The sequence below is a fragment of the Streptomyces sp. NPDC001980 genome (assembly GCF_040296885.1).
Lineage (GTDB): Bacteria > Actinomycetota > Actinomycetes > Streptomycetales > Streptomycetaceae > Streptomyces.
Genome location: NZ_JBEOYD010000022.1, coordinates 86,694 through 106,670, shown reverse-complemented (window position 1 = coordinate 106,670; position 19,977 = coordinate 86,694). Strand labels below are relative to the sequence as shown.

Annotated in this window: 20 protein-coding genes; 13 read left to right on the top strand and 7 right to left on the bottom strand. The window is 71.6% G+C overall.

Features of this window, described 5'->3' with window-relative positions:
• Positions 1 to 54: 54 nt before the first annotated feature.
• The 7 genes from ABT137_RS29940 to ABT137_RS29910 all read left to right on the top strand — a co-directional run bounded on the left by ABT137_RS29940 (position 55) and on the right by ABT137_RS29910 (position 10,555).
• Entirely contained in the window at positions 55 to 603 is a 549-nt protein-coding gene (locus ABT137_RS29940) for a substrate-binding domain-containing protein (protein ID WP_351714223.1), read from the top strand.
• A 41-nt stretch (positions 604 to 644) separates the two neighbouring features.
• A complete protein-coding gene (locus ABT137_RS29935) occupies positions 645 to 1,424 on the top strand; it encodes an ATP-binding cassette domain-containing protein (protein WP_351714222.1) in 780 nt (259 codons plus the stop codon).
• Between the two features lie 14 nt (positions 1,425 to 1,438).
• Positions 1,439 to 2,701: a sugar ABC transporter permease gene (locus ABT137_RS29930; RefSeq protein ID WP_351714221.1), complete on the top strand. Its 1,263-nt coding sequence runs from the start codon at positions 1,439 to 1,441 to the stop codon at positions 2,699 to 2,701.
• A gap of 281 nt (positions 2,702 to 2,982) precedes the next feature.
• A complete protein-coding gene (locus ABT137_RS29925) occupies positions 2,983 to 4,047 on the top strand; it encodes a sugar ABC transporter substrate-binding protein (RefSeq protein WP_351714220.1) in 1,065 nt (354 codons plus the stop codon).
• Between the two features lie 12 nt (positions 4,048 to 4,059).
• Positions 4,060 to 5,403, top strand: coding sequence for an MFS transporter (locus tag ABT137_RS29920; protein WP_351714219.1), 1,344 nt, complete (start codon positions 4,060 to 4,062; stop codon positions 5,401 to 5,403).
• 381 nt (positions 5,404 to 5,784) lie between these two features.
• A complete protein-coding gene (locus tag ABT137_RS29915) occupies positions 5,785 to 6,678 on the top strand; it encodes a glycosyltransferase family 2 protein (RefSeq protein WP_351714218.1) in 894 nt (297 codons plus the stop codon).
• Positions 6,679 to 7,189: 511 nt separating this feature from the next.
• On the top strand, positions 7,190 to 10,555 hold the full coding sequence (locus ABT137_RS29910; RefSeq protein WP_351714217.1) for an AfsR/SARP family transcriptional regulator: 3,366 nt from the start codon (positions 7,190 to 7,192) through the stop codon (positions 10,553 to 10,555).
• Here the strand turns inward: ABT137_RS29910 and ABT137_RS29905 are convergent, their stop codons facing one another.
• Positions 10,556 to 12,244, bottom strand: a complete 1,689-nt coding sequence (locus ABT137_RS29905) for a bifunctional 3'-5' exonuclease/DNA polymerase (protein ID WP_351714216.1) — start codon at positions 12,242 to 12,244, stop codon at positions 10,556 to 10,558.
• Between the two features lie 67 nt (positions 12,245 to 12,311).
• Entirely contained in the window at positions 12,312 to 13,070 is a 759-nt protein-coding gene (locus ABT137_RS29900; protein ID WP_351714215.1) for a Clp protease N-terminal domain-containing protein, read from the bottom strand.
• Between the two features lie 149 nt (positions 13,071 to 13,219).
• On the opposite strand from ABT137_RS29900, the gene ABT137_RS29895 reads away from it, so the two are divergent.
• Complete coding sequence (locus ABT137_RS29895) at positions 13,220 to 14,356, top strand: DUF2786 domain-containing protein (protein WP_351714214.1); 1,137 nt, start codon at positions 13,220 to 13,222, stop codon at positions 14,354 to 14,356.
• A gap of 98 nt (positions 14,357 to 14,454) precedes the next feature.
• Here the strand turns inward: ABT137_RS29895 and ABT137_RS29890 are convergent, their stop codons facing one another.
• From ABT137_RS29890 to rpmB, 4 genes are all read right to left on the bottom strand, one after another.
• Positions 14,455 to 14,979, bottom strand: a complete 525-nt coding sequence (locus tag ABT137_RS29890; protein ID WP_351714213.1) for a DUF4232 domain-containing protein — start codon at positions 14,977 to 14,979, stop codon at positions 14,455 to 14,457.
• Between the two features lie 166 nt (positions 14,980 to 15,145).
• Positions 15,146 to 15,595 (bottom strand): hypothetical protein, encoded by a 450-nt coding sequence (locus ABT137_RS29885; protein ID WP_351714265.1) that lies wholly within the window; start codon positions 15,593 to 15,595, stop codon positions 15,146 to 15,148.
• 227 nt (positions 15,596 to 15,822) lie between these two features.
• Entirely contained in the window at positions 15,823 to 16,128 is a 306-nt protein-coding gene (rpsN, locus tag ABT137_RS29880; protein ID WP_351714212.1) for a 30S ribosomal protein S14, read from the bottom strand.
• A gap of 18 nt (positions 16,129 to 16,146) precedes the next feature.
• The gene (gene rpmB / locus ABT137_RS29875) at positions 16,147 to 16,383 is read right to left on the bottom strand and encodes a 50S ribosomal protein L28 (protein WP_351714211.1); all 237 of its coding nucleotides are present in this window, start codon (positions 16,381 to 16,383) and stop codon (positions 16,147 to 16,149) included.
• A gap of 74 nt (positions 16,384 to 16,457) precedes the next feature.
• Between rpmB and rpmG the strand changes: the two genes are divergently transcribed.
• The 5 genes from rpmG to ABT137_RS29850 all read left to right on the top strand — a co-directional run bounded on the left by rpmG (position 16,458) and on the right by ABT137_RS29850 (position 19,143).
• Positions 16,458 to 16,622: a 50S ribosomal protein L33 gene (rpmG, locus tag ABT137_RS29870; protein ID WP_217556043.1), complete on the top strand. Its 165-nt coding sequence runs from the start codon at positions 16,458 to 16,460 to the stop codon at positions 16,620 to 16,622.
• Between the two features lie 9 nt (positions 16,623 to 16,631).
• On the top strand, positions 16,632 to 16,892 hold the full coding sequence (locus tag ABT137_RS29865) for a type B 50S ribosomal protein L31 (protein WP_351714210.1): 261 nt from the start codon (positions 16,632 to 16,634) through the stop codon (positions 16,890 to 16,892).
• Positions 16,892 to 18,091 (top strand): CobW family GTP-binding protein, encoded by a 1,200-nt coding sequence (locus ABT137_RS29860; protein WP_351714209.1) that lies wholly within the window; start codon positions 16,892 to 16,894, stop codon positions 18,089 to 18,091. The genes ABT137_RS29865 and ABT137_RS29860 overlap by 1 nt, the downstream gene beginning before the upstream one ends.
• A gap of 4 nt (positions 18,092 to 18,095) precedes the next feature.
• Positions 18,096 to 18,332 carry a 30S ribosomal protein S18 gene (gene rpsR, locus ABT137_RS29855; RefSeq protein WP_351714208.1) on the top strand — a complete coding sequence of 79 codons (237 nt, stop codon included), beginning with the start codon at positions 18,096 to 18,098 and terminating at the stop codon, positions 18,330 to 18,332.
• A 541-nt stretch (positions 18,333 to 18,873) separates the two neighbouring features.
• Complete coding sequence (locus ABT137_RS29850) at positions 18,874 to 19,143, top strand: DUF397 domain-containing protein (protein WP_177232996.1); 270 nt, start codon at positions 18,874 to 18,876, stop codon at positions 19,141 to 19,143.
• 91 nt (positions 19,144 to 19,234) lie between these two features.
• On the opposite strand, the gene ABT137_RS29845 is transcribed toward ABT137_RS29850, so the two are convergent.
• The gene (locus ABT137_RS29845; protein ID WP_351714207.1) at positions 19,235 to 19,735 is read right to left on the bottom strand and encodes an ATP-binding protein; all 501 of its coding nucleotides are present in this window, start codon (positions 19,733 to 19,735) and stop codon (positions 19,235 to 19,237) included.
• Positions 19,736 to 19,977 lie beyond the last annotated feature (242 nt).

Sequence of the window (19,977 nt, the reverse complement as noted above, 5' to 3'; positions counted from 1 at the left end):
TTACCAGAATCGCATAGAGGGATGAACCGGACAGGTTGATGTCGTGTCGGCTCCGTGGCGCCGGGCTCGCAGTTCACTGTGGCCGGTGTCACACTGGCGACGTGGTCGTTTTGCGGCTTTCGCCTGGTCCGGGCAGGTGTCGATCGGGACCCCGCCCCGCGCCGGCGGGCCACGTTGCGCCTGAGCGCCGGCTGCATCAACGGCGTCTGCGCCGCCAACGACGGCCTCGCTGCTGGCAGTATTGCCGCCCTCAAGGCCAACAAGAGCACCCCGCTGTCCCCCGTCACGGGGCAGGACGCCGAGCTCGCAGCCGTACGGCTCATCGTCAGCGGCGATCAGTACATGACGGTCCACAAGCCGTTCGGGTCCGAGGCTGCCGCCGCCGGCGCCATGGCCCTGGCCGCGGCGCGTGGTCAGCGCCTCGACGGGGTGACCACCAGGCGGGTGAAAACCCGCAGCGGTGCGGAGGTTCCGGCCGTGCTGCTCACTCCGGTGCCCGTGATCCTTGCCACCATCAAGAACACCGTGGTGAAGGACGGCGTGTACACGCTCGAACAAATCTGCCCCCGCCACTCGCTGGCGACTGCCACAAGGCCGGGCTGACCTGACAGGCGGGACCGGCCGACCCCAGGCCCGGGAAGGAGATGATTCTCTTGCCGCCCGCCTTGCTCGCCCTGCACGGCGTGTGTAAACGCTTCGGCGTCGTCGAGGTCCTCCGGGACATCGAGCTGGAGATCCACGCCGGCCAGGTCCTTGCCCTGCTCGGCGACAACGGAGCCGGCAAGTCCACCCTGGTCAAGGTGATCTCCGGGGTCGCTCCCGCGGACACGGGGAGCATCGAGTGGGAGGGCCGGCCCGTTCACATTCGGCGTCCCCAAGAAGCTCGGGACCTCGGCATCGCCACCGTCTACCAGGACCTGGCGCTGTGCGGAAACCTCGACGTCGTCGGCAACCTCTTCCTCGGACGAGAGCTCCGCAGGTTCGGCTTCCTCGACGAGGTGGAGATGGAGCGCCGCACCACGCAGCTGCTGGAGGGCCTGACCCGGAGCATCCCCGATCTGCGCGGTCCCTTGGTGTCACTGTCCAGCGGCCAGCGGCAGACCGTCGCCATCGCCCGCTCGCTTCTCGGCGACCCACGCGTCCTTCTTCTGGACGAACCGACCGCGGCGCTGGGGTTCGAGCAGACCACCGAGGTCCTCGACCTCGTCGACCGTCTCCGCGACCACGGCCTGGGGATCCTGCTCATCAGCCACAACATGAGCGATGTGAAGGCCCTCGCGGACCGGGCCGCCGTGCTGCGGCTCGGCCGCAACAACGGCTTCTTCGACGTGAGCACCACCCCCCAGGAGCAGATCATCTCCTCCATCACGGGCGCCACGGACAACGTGCCCCGCCCGCCGGCCCACCGCGAGGCCGAGCGGTGAAAGGGATGCATGACATGCCGGACGAGACGCGGGCCGATCCCACGGCAGCTACCCCGAAAGCCCGTGGGCGCCGTGCCGGGCGGGCCGCCGGCCGTGCCGTGGCCGGCTGGATCGCCGTCCGGCGGCGCAGGCTGAGCGCCGGTGAGCTGGGCCAACTTCCCGTCACCCTCGTCCTCGCCGCGGTCTGGATCATCTTCCAGAGCCTGAACTCCGCCTTCCTCTCGCCCCGTAACCTGTCCAACCTCAGCGTGGACATCGTGGGCACGGGCCTCATCGCGGTCGGCATCGTCTTCGTGCTGCTGCTCGGTGAACTCGACCTGTCGGTCGGCTCGATCAGCGGGCTCGCCGCCGCGGTCTTCGCGGTTCTCAGCGTCAACAACGGCGTGCCGGAATGGCTCGCCCTGATCGCCGCCGTCCTGACGGGCACCGTGGCGGGAACCGTCCAGGGGTACTCCATCGCCAGGACCCGGGTGCCGGCCTTCGTGGTCACCCTCGCCGGGCTGCTGACGTGGAACGGCCTCATGCTCGTCATCCTCGGTACCAGCGGCACCGTCAACCTCGACGAGGACGGGCTCATCGCCCACCTCACCAGCTACTACTTCACCAACGCCGGCGTCGCCTACGCGGTGGCGGCACTCGCCACAGCTCTGGTCTTCCTCGCCTCCTACCTGAACAGGCGCCGCCGCAGAGCCGTCGGCATGCCACACCGCCCGCTGCATGACATCGGGGTGCGCACAGGAGCAGTGGCGGTGATCGCGTTCGGATCCGCCTATCTGCTGAACCAGTTCCAGGGCCTGCCGCTGGCTCTGCTGATCTTCCTCGCCACGGTGGCGGGCCTCGACATCGTGCTCCGGCGCACGCCCTACGGGCGGCAGGTCTACGCGCTGGGGAGCAGCGTCGAGGCGGCTCGTCGCGCCAGCCTCAGCGTGATCGGCGTACAGACGGCCGTGCTCGCAGTCTCCGGCACCCTGGCGGCGACCGGCGGCCTGTTCCTGGCCTCGCGCATCACGTCGGTGAGCCAGAACTCCGGCTCCGGCGTCCTGCTGCTCAACGCCATCGCTGCCGCCGTCATCGGCGGCACCAGCCTGTTCGGAGGACGCGGTACGACCTGGTCCGCAGTGCTCGGCATACTGGTCATCCAGTCGATCGCCTCGGGCATGGCCCTCACCGACACGCCCACCGCCGTCCAGCTGGTGATCACGGGCGGGGTGCTCTTCGCCGCGGTGGTCATTGACTCACTGTCCCGGCACACACAGCAGGCGCACGGGGTCGCCTGACACTTCCACGGATTCGTGAAGGACGCTTGATCTGGCGTTCTTCGAGGACTCCCTATCCTGTCCATGCAAACACGCATGCGAGGGTAAATGACTAGTTAGGAATGGAATCCTGTCACAGGTATATTGAATAAAGAGACAATTTGGTGTCGGCCGGGTGGCATGTGTCTGCCGGCCATGTGAGCCCGCCACCATTCCATGGTCCGAGTGAGCTGGGATTCACAGCCAGCCCTTCCGAGGGGCAGACGGCAGGCGCTTCGGGACCCAGCGCGAGGAAAGTACTGATGAGGCCCAGACCCGTCCTCTGTGCCACTGCTTCCGCCCTCTCCGCACTGGTGCTCAGCGCCTGCAGCGGCGGCTCCGACAGCACGGCCACGTCGAGCGGCGGCAAGCCGCTGGTCGGCGTCGACTATCCGCGCTCCGACACCGACTTCTGGAACGCGTACATCAAGTACACGCCGGAGTACGCCAAGCAACTCGGCCTCTCGCTCCAGACCGCCAACTCGCAGAACGATGTCGCCAAGCTCGCCGCCAACGCGCAGACATTCATCCTCCAGGGCGTCAAGGGCATCGCGATGGCCCCGCAGAGCACATTTGCCATCGCGCCGATCCTGGCGCAGTTGCAGGCGGCGAAGATCCCGGTCGTCACCATCGACACCCGCCCCGACATCGGCAAGGTCTACATGGTGGTCCGCGCCGACAACCGCGCCTATGGCGAGAAGGCATGCAAGTACCTGGGCACCAAGCTGGGCGGCAAGGGCAAGGTCGTGATGCTCCAGGGCGACCTCTCCTCGATCAACGGCCGTGACCGCACCGAGGGGTTCAACGCATGCATGAAGGTGAACTACCCGGACATCAAGGTGTTCGGAGAGGTCACCAACTGGGACGAGGACGTCGCCGAGCAGAAGCTCCAGACCGACCTGACCGCCCACCCGGACACCAAGGGCATCTACATGCAGGCCAGCTTCGCCCTTTCCGGCACGCTCCAGGTGCTCAGGCAGCAGGGGCTGCTGGTCGGCCCGAAGGACCCGAAGCACGTGTTCGTCGTCTCCAACGACGGCATCCCCAGGGAGCTCAAGGCCATCTCCGACGGCAAAATCGACGCCACCGTGTCCCAGCCGGTCGACCTTTACGCCAAGTACGCCCTGTACTACCTGAAGGCAGCGATCGACGGGAAGACGTTCAAGCCCGGCAAGACCGACCACGAGAGCACCATCGTGCGGGTCCGCGACGGAATTCTGGAAGACCAACTCTCCGCCCCGCTCGTCACCGCCGACGGCGGCACGTATGGCGGCGTCCCCAGCCTCAAGAGCACCGACACATCTCTGTGGGGCAACAGTCTTGGCTGACTGAACCGCGGAGTGTCCGCCCTGTCGGCTTCGGAGCCCATCGAGGGCAGCGGGCCGGAGGCCCTCGCAGCCCTGGTGGTGCTGCTGGCGTCGCAGTTCATGATGGCCGCCGACTTCTCCGTGCTGAACGTCGCGCTGCCCGAGGTCGGCACGTCCTTGGGGTTCTCGACGGGCAGCCTGCAGTGGATCACCACGATGTTCGCGCTGTGCGCCGCCGGGTGCACGCTGGTCTTCGGACGGGTCGGTGACTACGTGGGACGTCGGCGGATCTTCACCGCCGGGATGGTCGTGCTGACCGCGTCCTCGCTCGTCGGCGGCCTCGCCGACTCCCCCGCGATGCTGCTGGCCGCCCGTACGCTGCAGGGTCTGGCCGCCGCCGCCGTCACGCCCGCCGCGCTCGCCCTGCTGACGACCTCCTTCACCGAGCCCGGCCTGCGTACCCGGGCGCTGGGCCTCAACAGCGTGATGATGAGTTCCGGCTTCAGCGTCGGCGCGATCCTCGGCGGTGTCCTCACGGACGTGTTCTCGTGGCGCTGGGCCTTCTTCATCAACATTCCCGTGGCCGTCGCGGCGATCGTCGTGGTGCCGCTCGTCGTCGACGAGAGCCGGGCGGAGCAGCGCAGCCGCATCGACCTGCCCGGCGCGCTGCTGATCACCCTGGGCCTGTTCGCCGGGATCTACGGTGTCACCCGCATCGGTGAGGAGGGACTCGATGCGGCCGCGGGCGGCTCGCTGATCGCGGCCGCCGTCCTGCTCGGCGTCCTCTGGGCCGTCGAGAGCCGTACGGCCGACGCCCTGGTACCCGTGAAGATCCTCAAGAAGCCCGACATCGCCTGCGGCAACCTCGCCGCTCTGTTCATCTTCGGCGGCGAGACCGCGCTGATCTTCTTCACCGGCCTGTACGTCCAGAACGTGCTCGGTCTGTCCTCGATGGTCGCCGGCCTGGTGCTGCTCGGCATCGGCGTGGGCCAGATCGTCGCCGGCACCGTCGGTCCGCGCATCCTGCAGAAAGTCCCGCCCCGCACGATGCTCGGCGTCTCCCTGGTGCTCCAGGGTGCGTTCGCCGCACGAGGCGGCGCTGCAGCTCCTGACGGTGGATCTGAACTCCGTGCACCGGCGCTGAACAGCCGTGCGTGGATGACGTCGAAGGAGTTCTCCGGGAACGGGTCGGTGGTGACGTCGTGCACCAGCCGGCGGAGCCGGGGTTCCGGCACCCGGTCGAGCAGTGAGAGGTCGAGGGGGTCGAAGACCTCGCCGAGCAGTCGCAGCCGGACCTCCTCGTCCTCGTCGAGAGAGAACAGGGTCTCGCCGTACTTTTCCATCGCGCGTCCCTCGGAATCATCGGCTGCCAGGTAACTCTCCGGAGCCAAACACATCAACGGCGCGGGAAATAAGCGGCGATCGCGCTCTGACGTCTTGCTGCCAGCCCCTCGGCCGAAGCGGTCCGCGACGGGGTCCGCCGGGGAGACGGCGCCGCCGCACCGTGCGCGTCGGCCGGCGGCCTCGATGAGCGGAACAGTGCCCGGACCGGATCTCGTGGCGGACGCCGGGATGCGGGGCTGTCCGAACGCATCGCCGGAGCCGAGGTTCGTCCTCCCCAGGGAAAAACCCTGTAAAAGGGCTGCAAACTAAACCGAAGCCAGGACTACGGCCGCACGTGAGGCAACATCTTGGTTAACGGCGAGTGTCTCTCGGTCGGGACGCGGGCACCGCCGTCGGCCGGATGAGGTGAGGGGCATGGCGGAGCCGAGGCTGGGGGTCGCCGTGGTGACCATGGGGAACCGGCCCGACGAAGTCGACGCTCTGCTCAGGTCCGTCGCCAAGCAGGACCTCGCCCCCGACCGCATCGTGATCGTCGGCAACGGCTGCCGGCTGTCCGAGTTCGCCCGCCGCCTCGACCTGCCCGGGGAGGTCACCATCGTCGACGTCGAGGACAACCTCGGCTGCCCCGGCGGCCGCAACGTCGCCCTCGCCACCCTGCGCGCGTTCGGCGACGTGGACGTCGTTGTCGAACTGGACGACGACGGCCTGCTCGTCGACGTCGAGGTGTTCCGGCAGGTACGGGATCTGTTCGCCGCCGACCCCTGCCTCGGCATCGTCGGCTTCCGTATCGCGGACGAGCGCGGCGTGACCCAGCGGCGGCACGTGCCGCGGGTCGGCAACGCCGACCCCATGCGCGGGGGTTACGTCACGGGGTTCCTCGGCGGCGGCCACGCCCTGCGGATGGCCATGCTCGCCGAGACCGGTGACTGGCCCGCCGAGTTCTTCTTCGCGCACGAGGAGACCGACCTCGCCTGGCGGGCCGCCGACGCCGGCTGGCGGATCCTCTACGCGCCCGAACTGCTCCTCCAGCACCCGCGGACCTCGCCCGCCCGGCACGCCGTCTACTTCCGGGTCACCGCCCGCAACCGCGTCTGGCTGACCCGCCGTCGGCTGCCCCTGCCGCTCATCCCGGTCCACCTCGGCGTCTGGATACTGATCACGCTCCTGCGCACCCGTTCGACGGGCGGCCTGCGGGCCTGGTTCGCCGGCTTCGCCGAGGGGTTGCGCGAGCCGGCCGGGGAGCGCCGCCCCATGCGCTGGCGCACGGTCTGGCGGCTCACGCGGCTCGGGCGCCCACCCGTCATCTGAAGCCGGGGAGCCGGGGAGCCGGGGAGCCGGGGAGCCGGGGAGCCGGGGAGCTGTGGAGACGTGGAGCCGGGCGGTCGGGGAGCCGTGGACCGGGGGACAGGGGAGGCTCGGACGCTGGGAATCCCGTAGTCCGGTCGGGAGACGCGACGAGGGCCCCGGTCGATCACCTCCGCCGACCGGAACCCTCTCGCGTCCCCGGACCCGGGCCTGCGGCGACACTCCCCCGAGTTACGCGATCCACGCGTGCGCCGTCGGACCCGATCCGATGCGAAGATCACATCAGGACTCGCCAACGGATCGCTAACATGTGGCCAGCGGTTCTCCCGGAGGTCGCGAACCGGTTGGCGCGAAGCCGTCGTACGACTCCGGGGGGCAGGCCGGAAACCCAGCGGATTCCGGTTCCGACCGGCGCAGAGAAGGTGGCGGGAACTCGTCCCCGACGGGGTGCAATTCCGCCAGGATCCAGGACCGGCGGGCACCTCCGCCGTGCGGGGAGGCGAGGGGCGGAGTGATGCGGCGGCACGAGCTGCGGTTCGGACTGCTGGGACCTCCGGTTCTCTACGACGCGGCCGACGTACGCCCCATCGGCAGCCCCAAGGTGCGCGCGCTGCTCGCCGCGCTGCTCCTGGAGGCCGGGCGGGTCGTCTCCGTCGAGTCGCTGAGGGAGGCGCTGTGGGGCGGGGCGCCCCCGGTGTCGGCGCGCGCCTCGCTGCACAACCACGTCACCCGGCTGCGCCGGCTCCTCGACGACCCGGAGCGGCTGCGGGCCGTACCGCCCGGGTACCTGCTGCGTGTCGACGACGGTGAACTGGACGTCGACGTGTTCGACGCCCGGGTGGCCCAGGCGCGCGCGGCGCACGGGCGGCGGGAGTGGGCGCCGGTGCTGCGCGCCTGCGCCGACGCGCTCGCGCTCTGGCGTGGCAGCCCGCTCGGCGGCCTCCCCGCCGAACTCGGCGGCTTCGCCTTCGTGCAGCGCCTGGAGGAGGCCCGGCTGCTGCTCCTGGAGTGGCGCTACGACGCGGAGCTCGCCCTCGGCGGAGCCCGGCTGGGCGGCGTCGTACCGGAGTTGGCCGCGCTCGTCGCGGAGTATCCGCTCCGCGAGACCTATCACCGCCAGCTGATGCTCGCCCTCCACCGCGGCGGCCGGCAGGCCGAGGCCCTCGCCGTCCACCGCGACCTGCGCAACCGCCTGCGAGAGGAACTCGGCATCGAGCCCGGCCCGGCGGTGCGCCGGGCCCATGTGGAGGTGCTGCGGGGGAGCGGTGGGGTGGGGGAGGGGCCGACTGACGAGGGCGCGTCGGATGAAGGGCTGCCTGACGAGGGGGCCTTGGGCGGTGGGGCGGGTGCGGGTGCGTTGTGGCCGGTCGCGCAGTTCCCCGCGCCCCCGAGGGGCGCGTCGACGGGCCGTCGGCCGAACGCCGAAGGCACCGATGACCGACCGGAGCCCGTCCCGCCCGGCCCCGTCACCCCCGGTTCTACGCGCGACGACCTCCCGGCGTCCCCCCGCCCCGCCCAACTTCCCCCGCCCCCCGCCCACTTCACCGGCCGTACCGCCACCGGCGAAGAACTGACCCACACCCTCACCCCGCCACTCCTTGCCCCCGACCGCACCGGGGCCCGTCCGCCCCCGGCCGCCGACGGCGAATCCGCCCCACAGGGGCCACCCGCACCCGACGAAGAGACCGTGACGGGTGGTGCGGGTGGAAACACGAAGGCCGAAGGCGAAGCCGAGGCCACGGCCGCCCCCACCTCCGCCGTCGCCGTACTCACCGGCATGGCCGGCGTCGGCAAGAGCGCACTCGCGCTGCACGTGGCGCATCAGCTGCGGGATCGTTTCCCCGACGGCCAGCTCTACGTCAACCTGCACGGCGCCACCCCCGGCATGCCCCCGCTCACCCCCGGCCAGGCGCTCGCCGCGCTGCTGCGGGACCTCGGCGCCGACCCCCGGCACATCCCCGAACACCCGGACGCGGCCGCCGCTCTGCTGCGCTCCCTGCTCGCGCCGACCCGCACCCTGCTGCTCCTCGACGACGCCGCGAACGCCGCCCAGGTGCGGCCGCTGCTCCCCGCCGGCCCCGGCTGCGCGGTGATCGTCACCAGCCGTTCGCCGCTCACCGCGCTCGACGGCGCCCGCCGCTTCCCGCTCGGGCCGCTGACCGGCGAGGACAGCGCGGCGCTGCTGCGTGCGGTCAGCGGGCGTGCGGAGATCGACGCCGGTCACCCGCTCGTCGGCCTCACCGGACGGCTCCCGCTCGCCCTGCGCGTGGTGGCCGCCCGGCTGGCCGCCCGCCGCGCGCTCACCCCCGAGGTGCTGGCCGGTCAACTGGCCGCCACCGAGGACAGGTTGCACCACCTGGAATACGACGACCTGAGCGTCCGGCGCTCCCTCGCCGTCGCCCATGACGCCCTCGCCGGCTCCGACCGCGCCCCCGACCGCGACGCCGCCCTCGTCCTGCGCCACCTCGGCGCCCTCGATCTGCCCACCTACGGCGCCCCCCTGATCGCCCGGCTCACCGGCACCGACGAACGCCGCGCCGAGGCCGCCCTGGACCGCCTGGTCGACGTCGCCCTGCTGGAGGAGACCGCATACGGCCGCTACACCCCGCACGACCTGGTACGGGACTTTGCCCGCGAGCTGGCCGACGGGACCGACGGGATCGACGGGATCGACGGCAGCGGTCGCACTGGCGGCACCGACGGCACTGACCGCACCGAGGCCGCTCTCACCGCCCTGCGCTGGTTCGCCGCCGTCGCCGAACGTGCCCTCCTCGCGATCCTCGAACCAGGACTCGACCGGGGAGACCGCCGCCGGCCCACCACCGCCCAGCCCCCCGAACACCAGCCGTACACCGCCGCCCTGCCGTCCTTCGAATGCGCCGAGCACGCCTTCGCCTGGGGCGACATGGAGTTGGAGAACATCGTCGCCCTGGTGGAGCGGTACGCCGACACCGCCGACGTGCGGATCAGCGCCTACCTCTCCACGCTCGTCCGTCTCCTCTACCCCTACGTGCTGCGCAGCGGCCGGGTCGCCGAGATGGAGGTGCTCGGCACCGCCGCCCTGGCCGCCGCCCGGCGCCTCGGTGACGAGCCCGCCGAGGCCTACGCCCTGGGCGACCTCGCCGGCCTGCGCTTCCTCACCGGCCGCCAGCGGGAGGCCCTCGCCCTGACCGACGGGGCGCTGGCCCTGTGGCGGCGGCTGGGCGTGGTGTCCTGGATCCGGCGCGGCCTGAACAACCGGGGGCTGCTCCTTGAGGGGCTCGGCCGGTACGACGAGTCGGGCGAGGCACTGCGGCAGAGCCTGGACCACTCCCGGCAGCTGAACGACCCCTACGGCGAGGCCGTCACCCACAGCCATCTCGGCAACCTCTACGAGCACACCGACCCGCGCGCAGCCATCGAGCAGCACCGGCGCTCCCTCGCGATCGGGGATGCGATCGGCGCCGTCATCCTGCAGCACTCGGCGCACTGCAACATCGGCTACGCCCATCTCCGTCTCGGCGAACCGGCGGCCGCCGCCGCGCACTTCGAGGAGAGCCTGCGCATCCTCGGCGGCCACGGCGACTGGCACGGCGAGTCCCAGACCCGGCTCGGTCTGGTCCGCGCGCTGCGCGCCCTCGGCCGGACCGAGCGCGCCCACCATGAGTGCGCCGAACTCCTGCGCCGGGCCGACGCCCGCGCCGACCGCTACAGCGGCGGTCTCGCCCGCCACCAACTCGGTCTGCTCCTGCGTGAGCAGGGGCGCACCGGCGAGGCGTACGACGTCTGGCGCGCGGCCCTCACCGCTCTGGACGGCACGGACGAGCCGGACGTCCTCGCCGAGCTGCGCACCCTGCTGGCCCCCGGTGACCGACCCGACCGATCCGACCGACCCGAGTGATCACTTCGCGTCGGCATAGCACTCCACCACCGCCGTCGTGAACGGGAACCGCACCGGCGTCTGCCCGAACGTCAGCCGTCCGGCCAGGTCGGCCGCCTCCCGTATCGCCGCCACGACCGTCTCGGTCTCCTCCTCGGGGCAGTGCACGATCACCTCATCGTGCTGGAAGAAGACCAGCTCGGCCGCCAGGCCCGTGCAGGTCCTGCGCAGCGCCGCGAGCATCAGCAGGGCCCAGTCGGCGGCGCTGCCCTGGACCACGAAGTTGCGCGCGAAGCGGCCTCTGGCCCGGGAGTTGGTGGAGGCGTACCCCGGCACCCAGCCCTCGGCCGCCTGCTCCTCCGGCTCCTCCTGGGGCATCCCCGCCTCGTCGGTGCCGTCGCCCGCACCGGTCGCCGGCGGACAGGTACGGCCCAGCCAGGTGCGCACCAGCCGGCCCTCCTCGCCCGCCCGCGCCGCCTCGTCGACGTAGGCCACCGCCTTGGGGAAACGGCGTCTGAGCGCGGCCAGGTTCTTCAGTCCGTCACCCGAGGTCTGGCCGTAGACCGCGCCGAGGACGGCGAGCTTGGCCTGCGCGCGGTCACCGGAGAAGGCGCGGTCGGAGACGGACTGGTAGAGGTCGGTCTCCCGCGCGGCGACCTCCATCAGTCCGGGGTCGCGGGAGATCGCCGCCAGCACGCGCGGTTCCATCTGGTCGGCGTCGGCCACGACCAGCCGCCAGCCGGGGGCGGCGACCGCGGCCCGGCGGATCACCTTGGGGATCTGCAGCGCGCCCCCGCCGTTGGTCACCCAGCGCCCGGTGACCGTACCGCCCGCGTGGAACTCGGGCCGGAAACGGCCGTCGCGTACCCAGTCCTGGAGCCAGGTCCAGCCGTGCGCCACCCAGATCCGGTACAGCTTCTTGTATTCGAGGAGTGGTTTCACGGCCGGATGATCGATGTCCGAGAGCTCCCAGCGGCGGGTGGACTTCACCTTGATCCCGGCCTGGGCGAAGGCCTTGATCACATCGGCCGGCAGATCCGGGCGGACCCGCCTGCCGAACGCGGCCGAGACCTCGTCGGCCAGCTCGGCCAGCCGGCGCGGCTCGCCGCCGCCCGCGTACCGCTCGCCGAGCAGTTCGCGCAGCACCTCGCGGTGGACCTCGGCGCTCCAGGGCACGCCCGCGCCGTTCATCTCGGCGGCGATCAGCATTCCCGCCGACTCGGCGGCGGTCAGCAGCCGCATCCGGTCCGGGTGTTCGGCCCGGTCGTGCCGGCGCTGCTGCTCGGCGTAGACCGCGAGGAGCTCGTCGAGCGTCAGGCGGGCGGCGCCCTGCGGCTCGAACAGCGGGGACTGCGCGCCCGGCTCGGCCGCGCGCTGCGGCGGGTCGGGCGGTACGGGGCCGCCGCGGAGGCGGGCCAGGGCGGCGGCGGCCGAGTGCGGCTCGCCGGACCGTCCCTCGTGGCCCAGCAGAAGTGTCTCGGCGTCCTCGATGTCGTAGCACCGCTCTACTCGCACCCCCGTGGCGAGCAGACGCGGGTAGACCTCGGCGGTCGACCGCCACACCCAGCGCGTTACCTCCGGGCGGCCCCTGACCGCCCCGGCGAGATCGGGCTCCCGCCGCACCGGCCCGGCGGGCAGCCCGTCCGGACCGAGGGGGGCGACGTCCACGCCACCGTCCTCGGCCGGAGCGAGAGCCCACCGGTCGGTCATGCTGCGAGTGTGGCACCCACCACTGACAATCGCTCTGAACTGGGGATTCAGTGCTCTGACGGGCCTTTCAGCCCGCCTCACCCCGCTTCGGCTCGGCCGCGGCCTTCTTCTGTTCCAGCAGCAGCCCCAGCACCTTGGCGATGTACTCCTCGGCCGTCGGCTTGGTGATGCCCAGTTCGCTGAGGACGCCGTCGCCGTTCTCGTGTTCCAGGAGGGCCAGCAGCAGGTGTTCGGTGCCGATGTAGTTGTGGCCGAGGCGGAGGGCCTCGCGGAAGGTGAGTTCGAGGACCTTCTTGGCCTCCGGGCCGTAGGGGACGAGGTCGGGGATGTCGTCCGAGGCCGGCGGCAGGGCGGCCGTCGCCGCCTGGCGCACGGTGTCGAGCAGGACGCCCTGCGCGAGGATCGCCTTCGCCGCGATGCCGTCCGGTTCGGCCAGCAGGCCGAGGACCAGGTGCTCGGGGCGGCCCTCGGGGTTGCGGGCCGCGAGCGCCTCGTTGTGGGCCGCCATCACCACGTTCCGCGCGCGCGGGGTGTAGCGGTCGAAGCCCTGGCCGGGGTCGAGGGCGGCGGACTCCTTCGGCACGAAGCGCTTCTGCGCCGCCTGCCGGGTCACGCCCATGCTTTTGCCGATCTCGGACCAGGACGCGCCCGAGCGCCGGGCCTGGTCGACGAAGTGCCCGATCAGGTGGTCGGCCACATCGCCCAGGTGGTCGGCGGCGATCACCGCGTCCTGGAGCTGGTCGAGGGGTTCGGGGTGCACCTTCTTGATCGCCGCGATGAGGTCGTCGAGGCGTACGGATGCCGTGATGTTCGGGTCGGTAGCCATGTGTCAACCCTAGGTTGACACATGATCCCTGTCAACCTTCGGTTGACACTTTGACGGCAGGGGACGCCCGGCGACAGCGGAGCGGGCACTTATCCACAGGGTGTGGACGGCCGCGGACCACTGTCCGTGCCGCGTGGCACGATCGACACGTGACCAGCAGCCAGCCCAGCACCGTCGACCGAGCCTTCCAGAGCGCGCTGTACGACGACACCGACTCCGGCCTCGACACGGGTGCGTCCCTCCTCGCGGCCGACTCGAGCGCCGACGCCGAACTCGCGCACCGAGGCCGCGAGTTCGTCGCGGCGGCCTGGCGGCGCGGCTGGCAGCCCGCCGACGTCGTACGGCTGGTGCGGCGCGAGCTGGACGACCCCCACCTCCGGCTCGCCGCCGGGCTGATCCGGGCACAGGCACCGGACGACCGGCCGCGCGGCCCCCGCTGGCGGGCGCAGCTCGACGCGCTGCCTGAGACGGACGGCCACGCACGCGTGGGCGACCGTTTCTCGCAGGCCACCGCCGTCCTGGAGCTCTACCGCCTGCTGCTGCGGCTGCCCGCCCTGGAGCCCCTCGACGAGCCCCGACCCGCTGCGGCCGCGCACCGCCCGGAGTCCCGCATGCTCGCCCGGATCCGCGCGCTGCTCGCCAAGGCCGAGGCGACCGGCTTTCCGGAGGAGGCGGAGGCGCTCAGCGCCAAGGCGCAGGAACTGATGGCCCGGCACAGCGTGGACGAGGCGCTGCTCGCCGCGGGTGCGACCGCGCCGGACGCGCCGGGTGCCTGCCGGATCGGCGTCGAGCCGCCCTACGAGCAGGCCAAGGCGGTGCTGCTGGACGCGGTCGCCACGGCCAACCACTGCCGCGCGGTGTGGAACGAGCCGCTGGCCTTCTCCACGGTCGTCGGCTTCGAGGCGGACCTGGCGGCGGTCGAACTGCTCCACACCTCGCTGCTGGTGCAGGCCACGCACGCGATGACGAAGGCGGAGGCGGCGCAGCGGGCGGGCGGCCGCAAGCGTACGAAGACCTTCCGCCAGTCCTTCCTGGCGGCCTACGCCCACCGGGTCGGCGACCGCCTCAGAGCAGCCGCCCGGTCGGCCGTGGCCGACACCGAGTCGCCCCGGGACCTGCTCCCGGTCCTGGCCACGAGAGAGCTGGCCGTGACCGACCGCATGGAGCAGATGTTCCCGGATACCACCACGACCCGCCTGCGCGGAGTCACCGACGAGGTCGGCTGGACAGAGGGCACCAGAGCAGCCGACCAGGCCCAGGTCCACTCACACACCCAACTCCCCTGAGCCGCAACGCACCCCGTCAGGGGCGCGGGGAACTGCGCGAGAACCCCCCACCGGCGGTCGGCCGAACCGCAACCGCACTGCCCCGCCCCGCCCCCGGATCAGTCCCCCGCCTGCTGGAACGCCCCCACCGCAGCGTTCGGCTTCTCCGCCGTCCCCTTGCCCGCCACCGCCCCGTACTTCCACGGGAAGCTCTCCGTCGCGTCGCTCCCCGGCAGGGACACCGTCAGCGAGGTGGCCGCGAGGCTTGCCTTGTCGCCGTCCTTGCCGCGCACGTAGCTGATCGAGAACGTCGCGGAGTCGCCCTTGGCGAGCTTGATCTTCTCGCTCTTCGCGCCCGACTGCGCGGCGACCGTCGCCGACGTACCGCCCGCCTTCAGCGTGACGCCGGCGAAGCCGTCCAGCGTGCACGGCGCGCTCTGGTTGGTGATGCTCACCGGCACCTCACCGGTGTCCCCCGCGGCCGGCGCGACGCTCGCGGAGCCGACCTGGACGGAGACCGTGCCGATCTCGCAGGCCGAGCTGTTCTTGCCGCTGGAGCCCGAGCCGCCGTCATTGCAGGCGGTCAGGGCGAGGGCGGCGGCGACGGTGGTGACGGCGGTGACGGTGAGCGGAATGGCGCGCATGTGCAGATCCCCATCGAGGTCGTGACGGTGTCCCAGCATCATCACGCCCCGGCCCGGGCGCCGCGCGCCCGCCCCCGCTTCCGGACCCATCCCGGCGCGTTCCCGCCGCCCCGCGCAGGCCGCCGGGAACACGCCGCACGGCGGTCGGACACGGCCCTACCGGGCCCTACTGCCCAAGGCTCGCCGTCGGCAGCCCCGTCGGCAGCTTGCCGCCCTCCGCCCTGGTGTAGATCTCCTCGCCCGATTTTCCGGACCAGGTGACCTTCATGCCGCTCTTGCTGACCGAGTCCACCATTCCGGTGACCCGGTTCTTGCTGCCGTCCGTGCAGGTGAGATGGATCATCCGCATCCCGGCCTCCTCCCCGGCGGTCCCGCTGCACACGGCACCGCCGGTCTCGAAGAGCCCGGCCTGCTTGCCGGTGACGACCAGTGCGACGATCTTGCCGCCGCTCGTGGTGATCCAGCTGCCCTGCAGCGCGTCGGAGGAGGCCGTGGAGCCGTCCGAACCGGACGTGGCGGTGGCGCCGGCGGACGACGTGCCCGACGGGGTGGCCGAGGAGTCGCTGCCGGACCCGCCGCCGCCGCTGCACGCGGTCAGCGCGAGCGCGCCCACCATCCCCGCGGCGGCGGCCACGATCCGCAGAGCCGGCCGGGCGGTCGCCGCAGCCGTCCGCGCAGCAGCGGTCGCCGCGGAAGCAGTCCCCGCCGGAGCGGTCTCCGCCGACGCCGTCTCCCCGCGCGTCGTAGCCGTACTCGCCGTAGCCGTGGTGGTCACCGCAACGCTCCCGAGCTCTAGGGGTCGGCCGCCCGGCCGCCCGGACGACAGCGGCAAGCTACCAGCACTCACCAGGAGGACTTGCGTACGCCAGGTAGGTATCCGCTGTGGGCCTGGTCCCGCAGATTCACCCGGGACAGGCCGAACGCACGGAAGTAACCGCGAGGACGGCCGTCCACCTGGTCGCGGTTGCGCACGCGCGTGGCGCTCGCGTCGCGCGGCTGCCCGCGCAGCTCACGACCCGCGGCGAGGCGCTCCGCCCCGGTCGAGGACGGCCGCCGGAGGATCTCCTTCAGTTCGGCCCTGCGGGCGGCGTACCGCGCGACGACCTCCTGCCGCCGCTCGTTCTTCGCGATCTTGCTCTTCTTCGCCATATCGGTGCCTCGCCCCCGTCAGACCTTCACGCCCCGCGTGCGGATGCGGGCCACGGCCGCCTCCACGCCGATCGTGTCGACGGTTTTCACGGCACGTGCGCTCAGCCGGAGCCGTACCTGCCGGTTCTCGCTCGGCAGCCAGTAGCGCCGGGTCTGGATGTTGGGGTCGAAGCGGCGGGAGGTCCGCCGGTGGGAGTGGGAGATCCGGTTGCCGAAGCCGGGCTGGGCGCCGGTCAGCATGCAGTGGGCGGACATGGTGACGTACCTCTCTCGTCTGGGAGGCCCAGAAGCAGATGCTAATGGAATTCATTTTCAGTAAGCTACCAGTCATGGCACGCAACGAACTCCGCCCGGTGATCAGGCTCCGGTCCACCGCAGGGACCGGCTACACCTACGTGACCCGCAAGAACCGCCGCAACGACCCGGACCGCATGACCCTGCGCAAGTTCGACCCGGTCGCCGGCCGGCACGTCGACTTCCGAGAGGAGCGCTGAACCGCCGCCATGCGCAAGGGAATCCACCCCGCCTACGGGCCCGTCGTGTTCCGTGACCGGGCCGCGAACCACGCCTTCCTCACCCGCTCGACGCTGGCGGGCGCGGAGGGGACCGGGAAGACGGTCGAGTGGGAGGACGGCCGGACCTACCCGGTGGTCGACGTCGAGATCTCGAACGTCAGCCACCCCTTCTACACCGGCACCGCCCGCGTCCTGGACACCGCCGGGCGCGTGGAGCGCTTCGAGCGACGGTACGGAAAGCACGGCTGATGCCCTCTTCCGTCCTGCCCCCTTCCGCCCCGCGCCCTTCCGCCCCGCTCCCCGTCGTGATCGTCGGCGGGCTGCACGGCGACGCCCGCAGGCAGGCCGTCGCCCGGCTGCTCGCCGACGTCCCGGGAAGTGTCGTACTCCACCACGACCTCGCCACGGCCGCCGACGGGACGGTCGTACGGACGGTCCGGGACGCCGGCGGCCTGCTGTCCACCGGTGAGACGCCGCTGGTCGACGACTGCGCGTGCTGCGCCCTGCGCGAGGACCTGGTGCCCGAGCTGCGGCGGCTCGCCGCCGACGGCGCCACCCGGCTCGCGATCGTCGAGCTGTGGGACTCCGTCGAGCCCAAGGCGATGACCGAGGTCGTCGTCGCGGGCGGGCTCACCGTCACCGGCGTGATCACCGCCGTCGACCCGGCGCTGCTGCTGCCGTACCTCGGCAACGGTGACGATCTCGCCGACGCCGGGCTCGCCGCGGCCGCCACCGACCGGCGCACGGTCGCCGACACCTTCGCCCGGCAGCTGGAGTACGCCCCCGTCCTCGCCGTCCTCGACTCCCCGGAGGCCGACGACGAGGACCGCGAGCTGCTCGCGCAGCTCCACCCGACAGCCCGCCAGGTCCCCCTCCCGGGCGGCCACCCCGGGGACCTGGCGGGCGCCGCGGGCGCGCTGGCCCGGGCCGCCCTCGCCGGCTTCGACGTCGAGGCGGCCGCGGCCGCCCAGCACCCGGCCTGTGCGCTGCTCCCCGCCGAAGCCGACGGCCACGGCGTCGCCACGCTGGTGTGGCACCGCAGGCGGCCGTTCCACCCCGAGCGGCTGTACGCCGCCCTGGAGGACCTGACCTGCGCGGCCGCCCGCAGCCGGGGCCGGTTCTGGCTCGCCGACAAGCCCGACGTGCTGCTGCACTGGGACGCGGCGGGCGGCGCCCTGTGCGTGGAGAGCGCGGGGCCCTGGCTCGCCTCCCTCCCGGACGCGGCCTGGGACCTGGTCCCGCCCGTACGCCGGGCCGCCGCCGCCCTCGACTGGCACCCGGAGCACGGCGACTGCTGCCAGCACCTGGTCTTCACGTCCCCCGGGCTCGACCGCGACGGGCTCGAACGGCTGCTGGAGTCCTGCCTGTTGACCGACGCCGAGTATGCCGCCGGGCGCGCCGCCTGGAAACGGCTGCCGCCCGCCTTCGACACCCTCCTGGAGGCCTGACCCGATGCCCCGCAAGACCGACCGCAAGCCTGTGCAGAGCCGGCCCAACCCGCTGGACCGGGCAGGGGTGACGTACATCGACTACAAGGACACCGACCTGCTGCGGAAGTTCGTCTCCGACCGCGGCAGGATCCGCAGCCGACGCGTCACCCGCGTCTCCGCCCGGCAGCAGCGGCTGCTGGCGAGGGCGATCAGGAACGCGCGGGAGATGGCACTGCTGCCGTACGGAACCACGCGATGACTCGTCGTGTTTCAGCCGTCGTAGCTCAGCCGGCGTAGCTCGATCGTCGTAGCTCGATCGGCGTAGCTCAACGGGGAACGTCAAAGAGGCCGGTGCGCGGCCGTCGCATGACCGCGCACCGGCCTCTGTCGCGTCGTCGACGTGCAGGTTCTCGCCTACGACAGGCAGTGGACGCCGTCCGTCCGGTGGTCCGATCCCGATCCGGTCAATCTCGCTCACCGGACCATCACACGGGTGCTGGAACACGGGGGCCGGGGTGTGCGTCTTTTCTTTGTGCATGAAGGATTCGATCCGGGCGATCCCGCGCAGATGACGGCGCGCGATCATGAACGGGGGCTGGCGGTCGCATGTCCTGCGGAGTCTGGGGCAGACGCTGGAACGGGTTGGGTAAAGCGGACGTCAAAGCTGTAACCGCAGGAACACCCCGCGTGCACGTGCATCTGCTCATGCATCTGCACGTGAACAAGGTTATGATCCGGGTCAGTTGACCGCTGCATCAATGGTCACATCAGCCAGTTAGTGCACCACCGGGGAGCGACCTGTGGACCTCGACGTTGACGGCGTGTACGGGGGGTTTGACGTGTACAACGGCATGGCTGCCACGCAGCTGGACGGAGTCGCCTGGCAGAAGAGCAGGCACAGCAACTCGCAGGGTTCCTGCGTGGAGTTCGCCCGGCTGCCGGGCGGCGACGTGGCGGTCCGAAACTCGCGCTTCCCGGACGGGCCCGCGCTCGTCTACACGCGCGCCGAGATCGAGGCGATGCTCCTCGGTGTCAAGGACGGCGAGTTCGACCACCTGATCACGAGCTGACGGCGGCCGTATCCGGGGCAACTCGGTGCGTTCGGTGCATAACCTGCGGGTAACGCGCGTAGAAACCCGGCGTCCGAAGACGCCGGGTCCGTCATTCGGCGGCCTGCAGCCGGAACAGCGCCCACACGACCTTGCCGCTGAGGGTGCCCGCCAGCGGGTGCCAGCCCCAGCCGTCGCTGAACGAGTCGACCAGGAACAGCCCGCGGCCCGACTCCGCCGAGAAGTCGTCGGAGTCGCGCGGGACGGGCGTCTCGTGGCTGGGGTCGCGCACCGCGCACACCAGCCGTCCGGTCCACCGCATCAGGTGCAGCCGCACCGCCGGCGCCTGCGGGGCCGCGAGGCAGTCGGTCTCGCCGGGCACCGCGTGCCGCAGGGCGTTGGTGACGAGCTCCGAGACGACGAGACAGATGTCGTCGAAGCGGTCGCCGACGTCCCACTGGCCGAGCGTTCTCCGGGTGAACAGGCGGGCCTCGCGCACCGCTTCGTAGCGGGCGGGCAGGGCACAGGAGGCGGCATTGGACACGGCCGCTGGATCAAGCGGCGGAAGGCCCTGCCGTAATGGCTTGAGCATGGTCGATCCATTCGTCCCCATGCGAGGCACTCCCGGGAATTCGCGGTCGTTGCGATGCAGCGGTGGCGCGGGACCATGGTTTCGGATGCGCACAGCAGATGCAAGGGCAGATGCACGTGCACGCGACCGAATTGGACCCTCCCGTACCGCTTGTTGGCCATTTTTTCCGCCAACTTGCTGCCCTTGGCTTACTACCTGCTTGCAAGTTCCTGTGCTTAAACTTTGGCCGCTTGCCGTTTCCGTAACCGGACGAGTACTGCTCG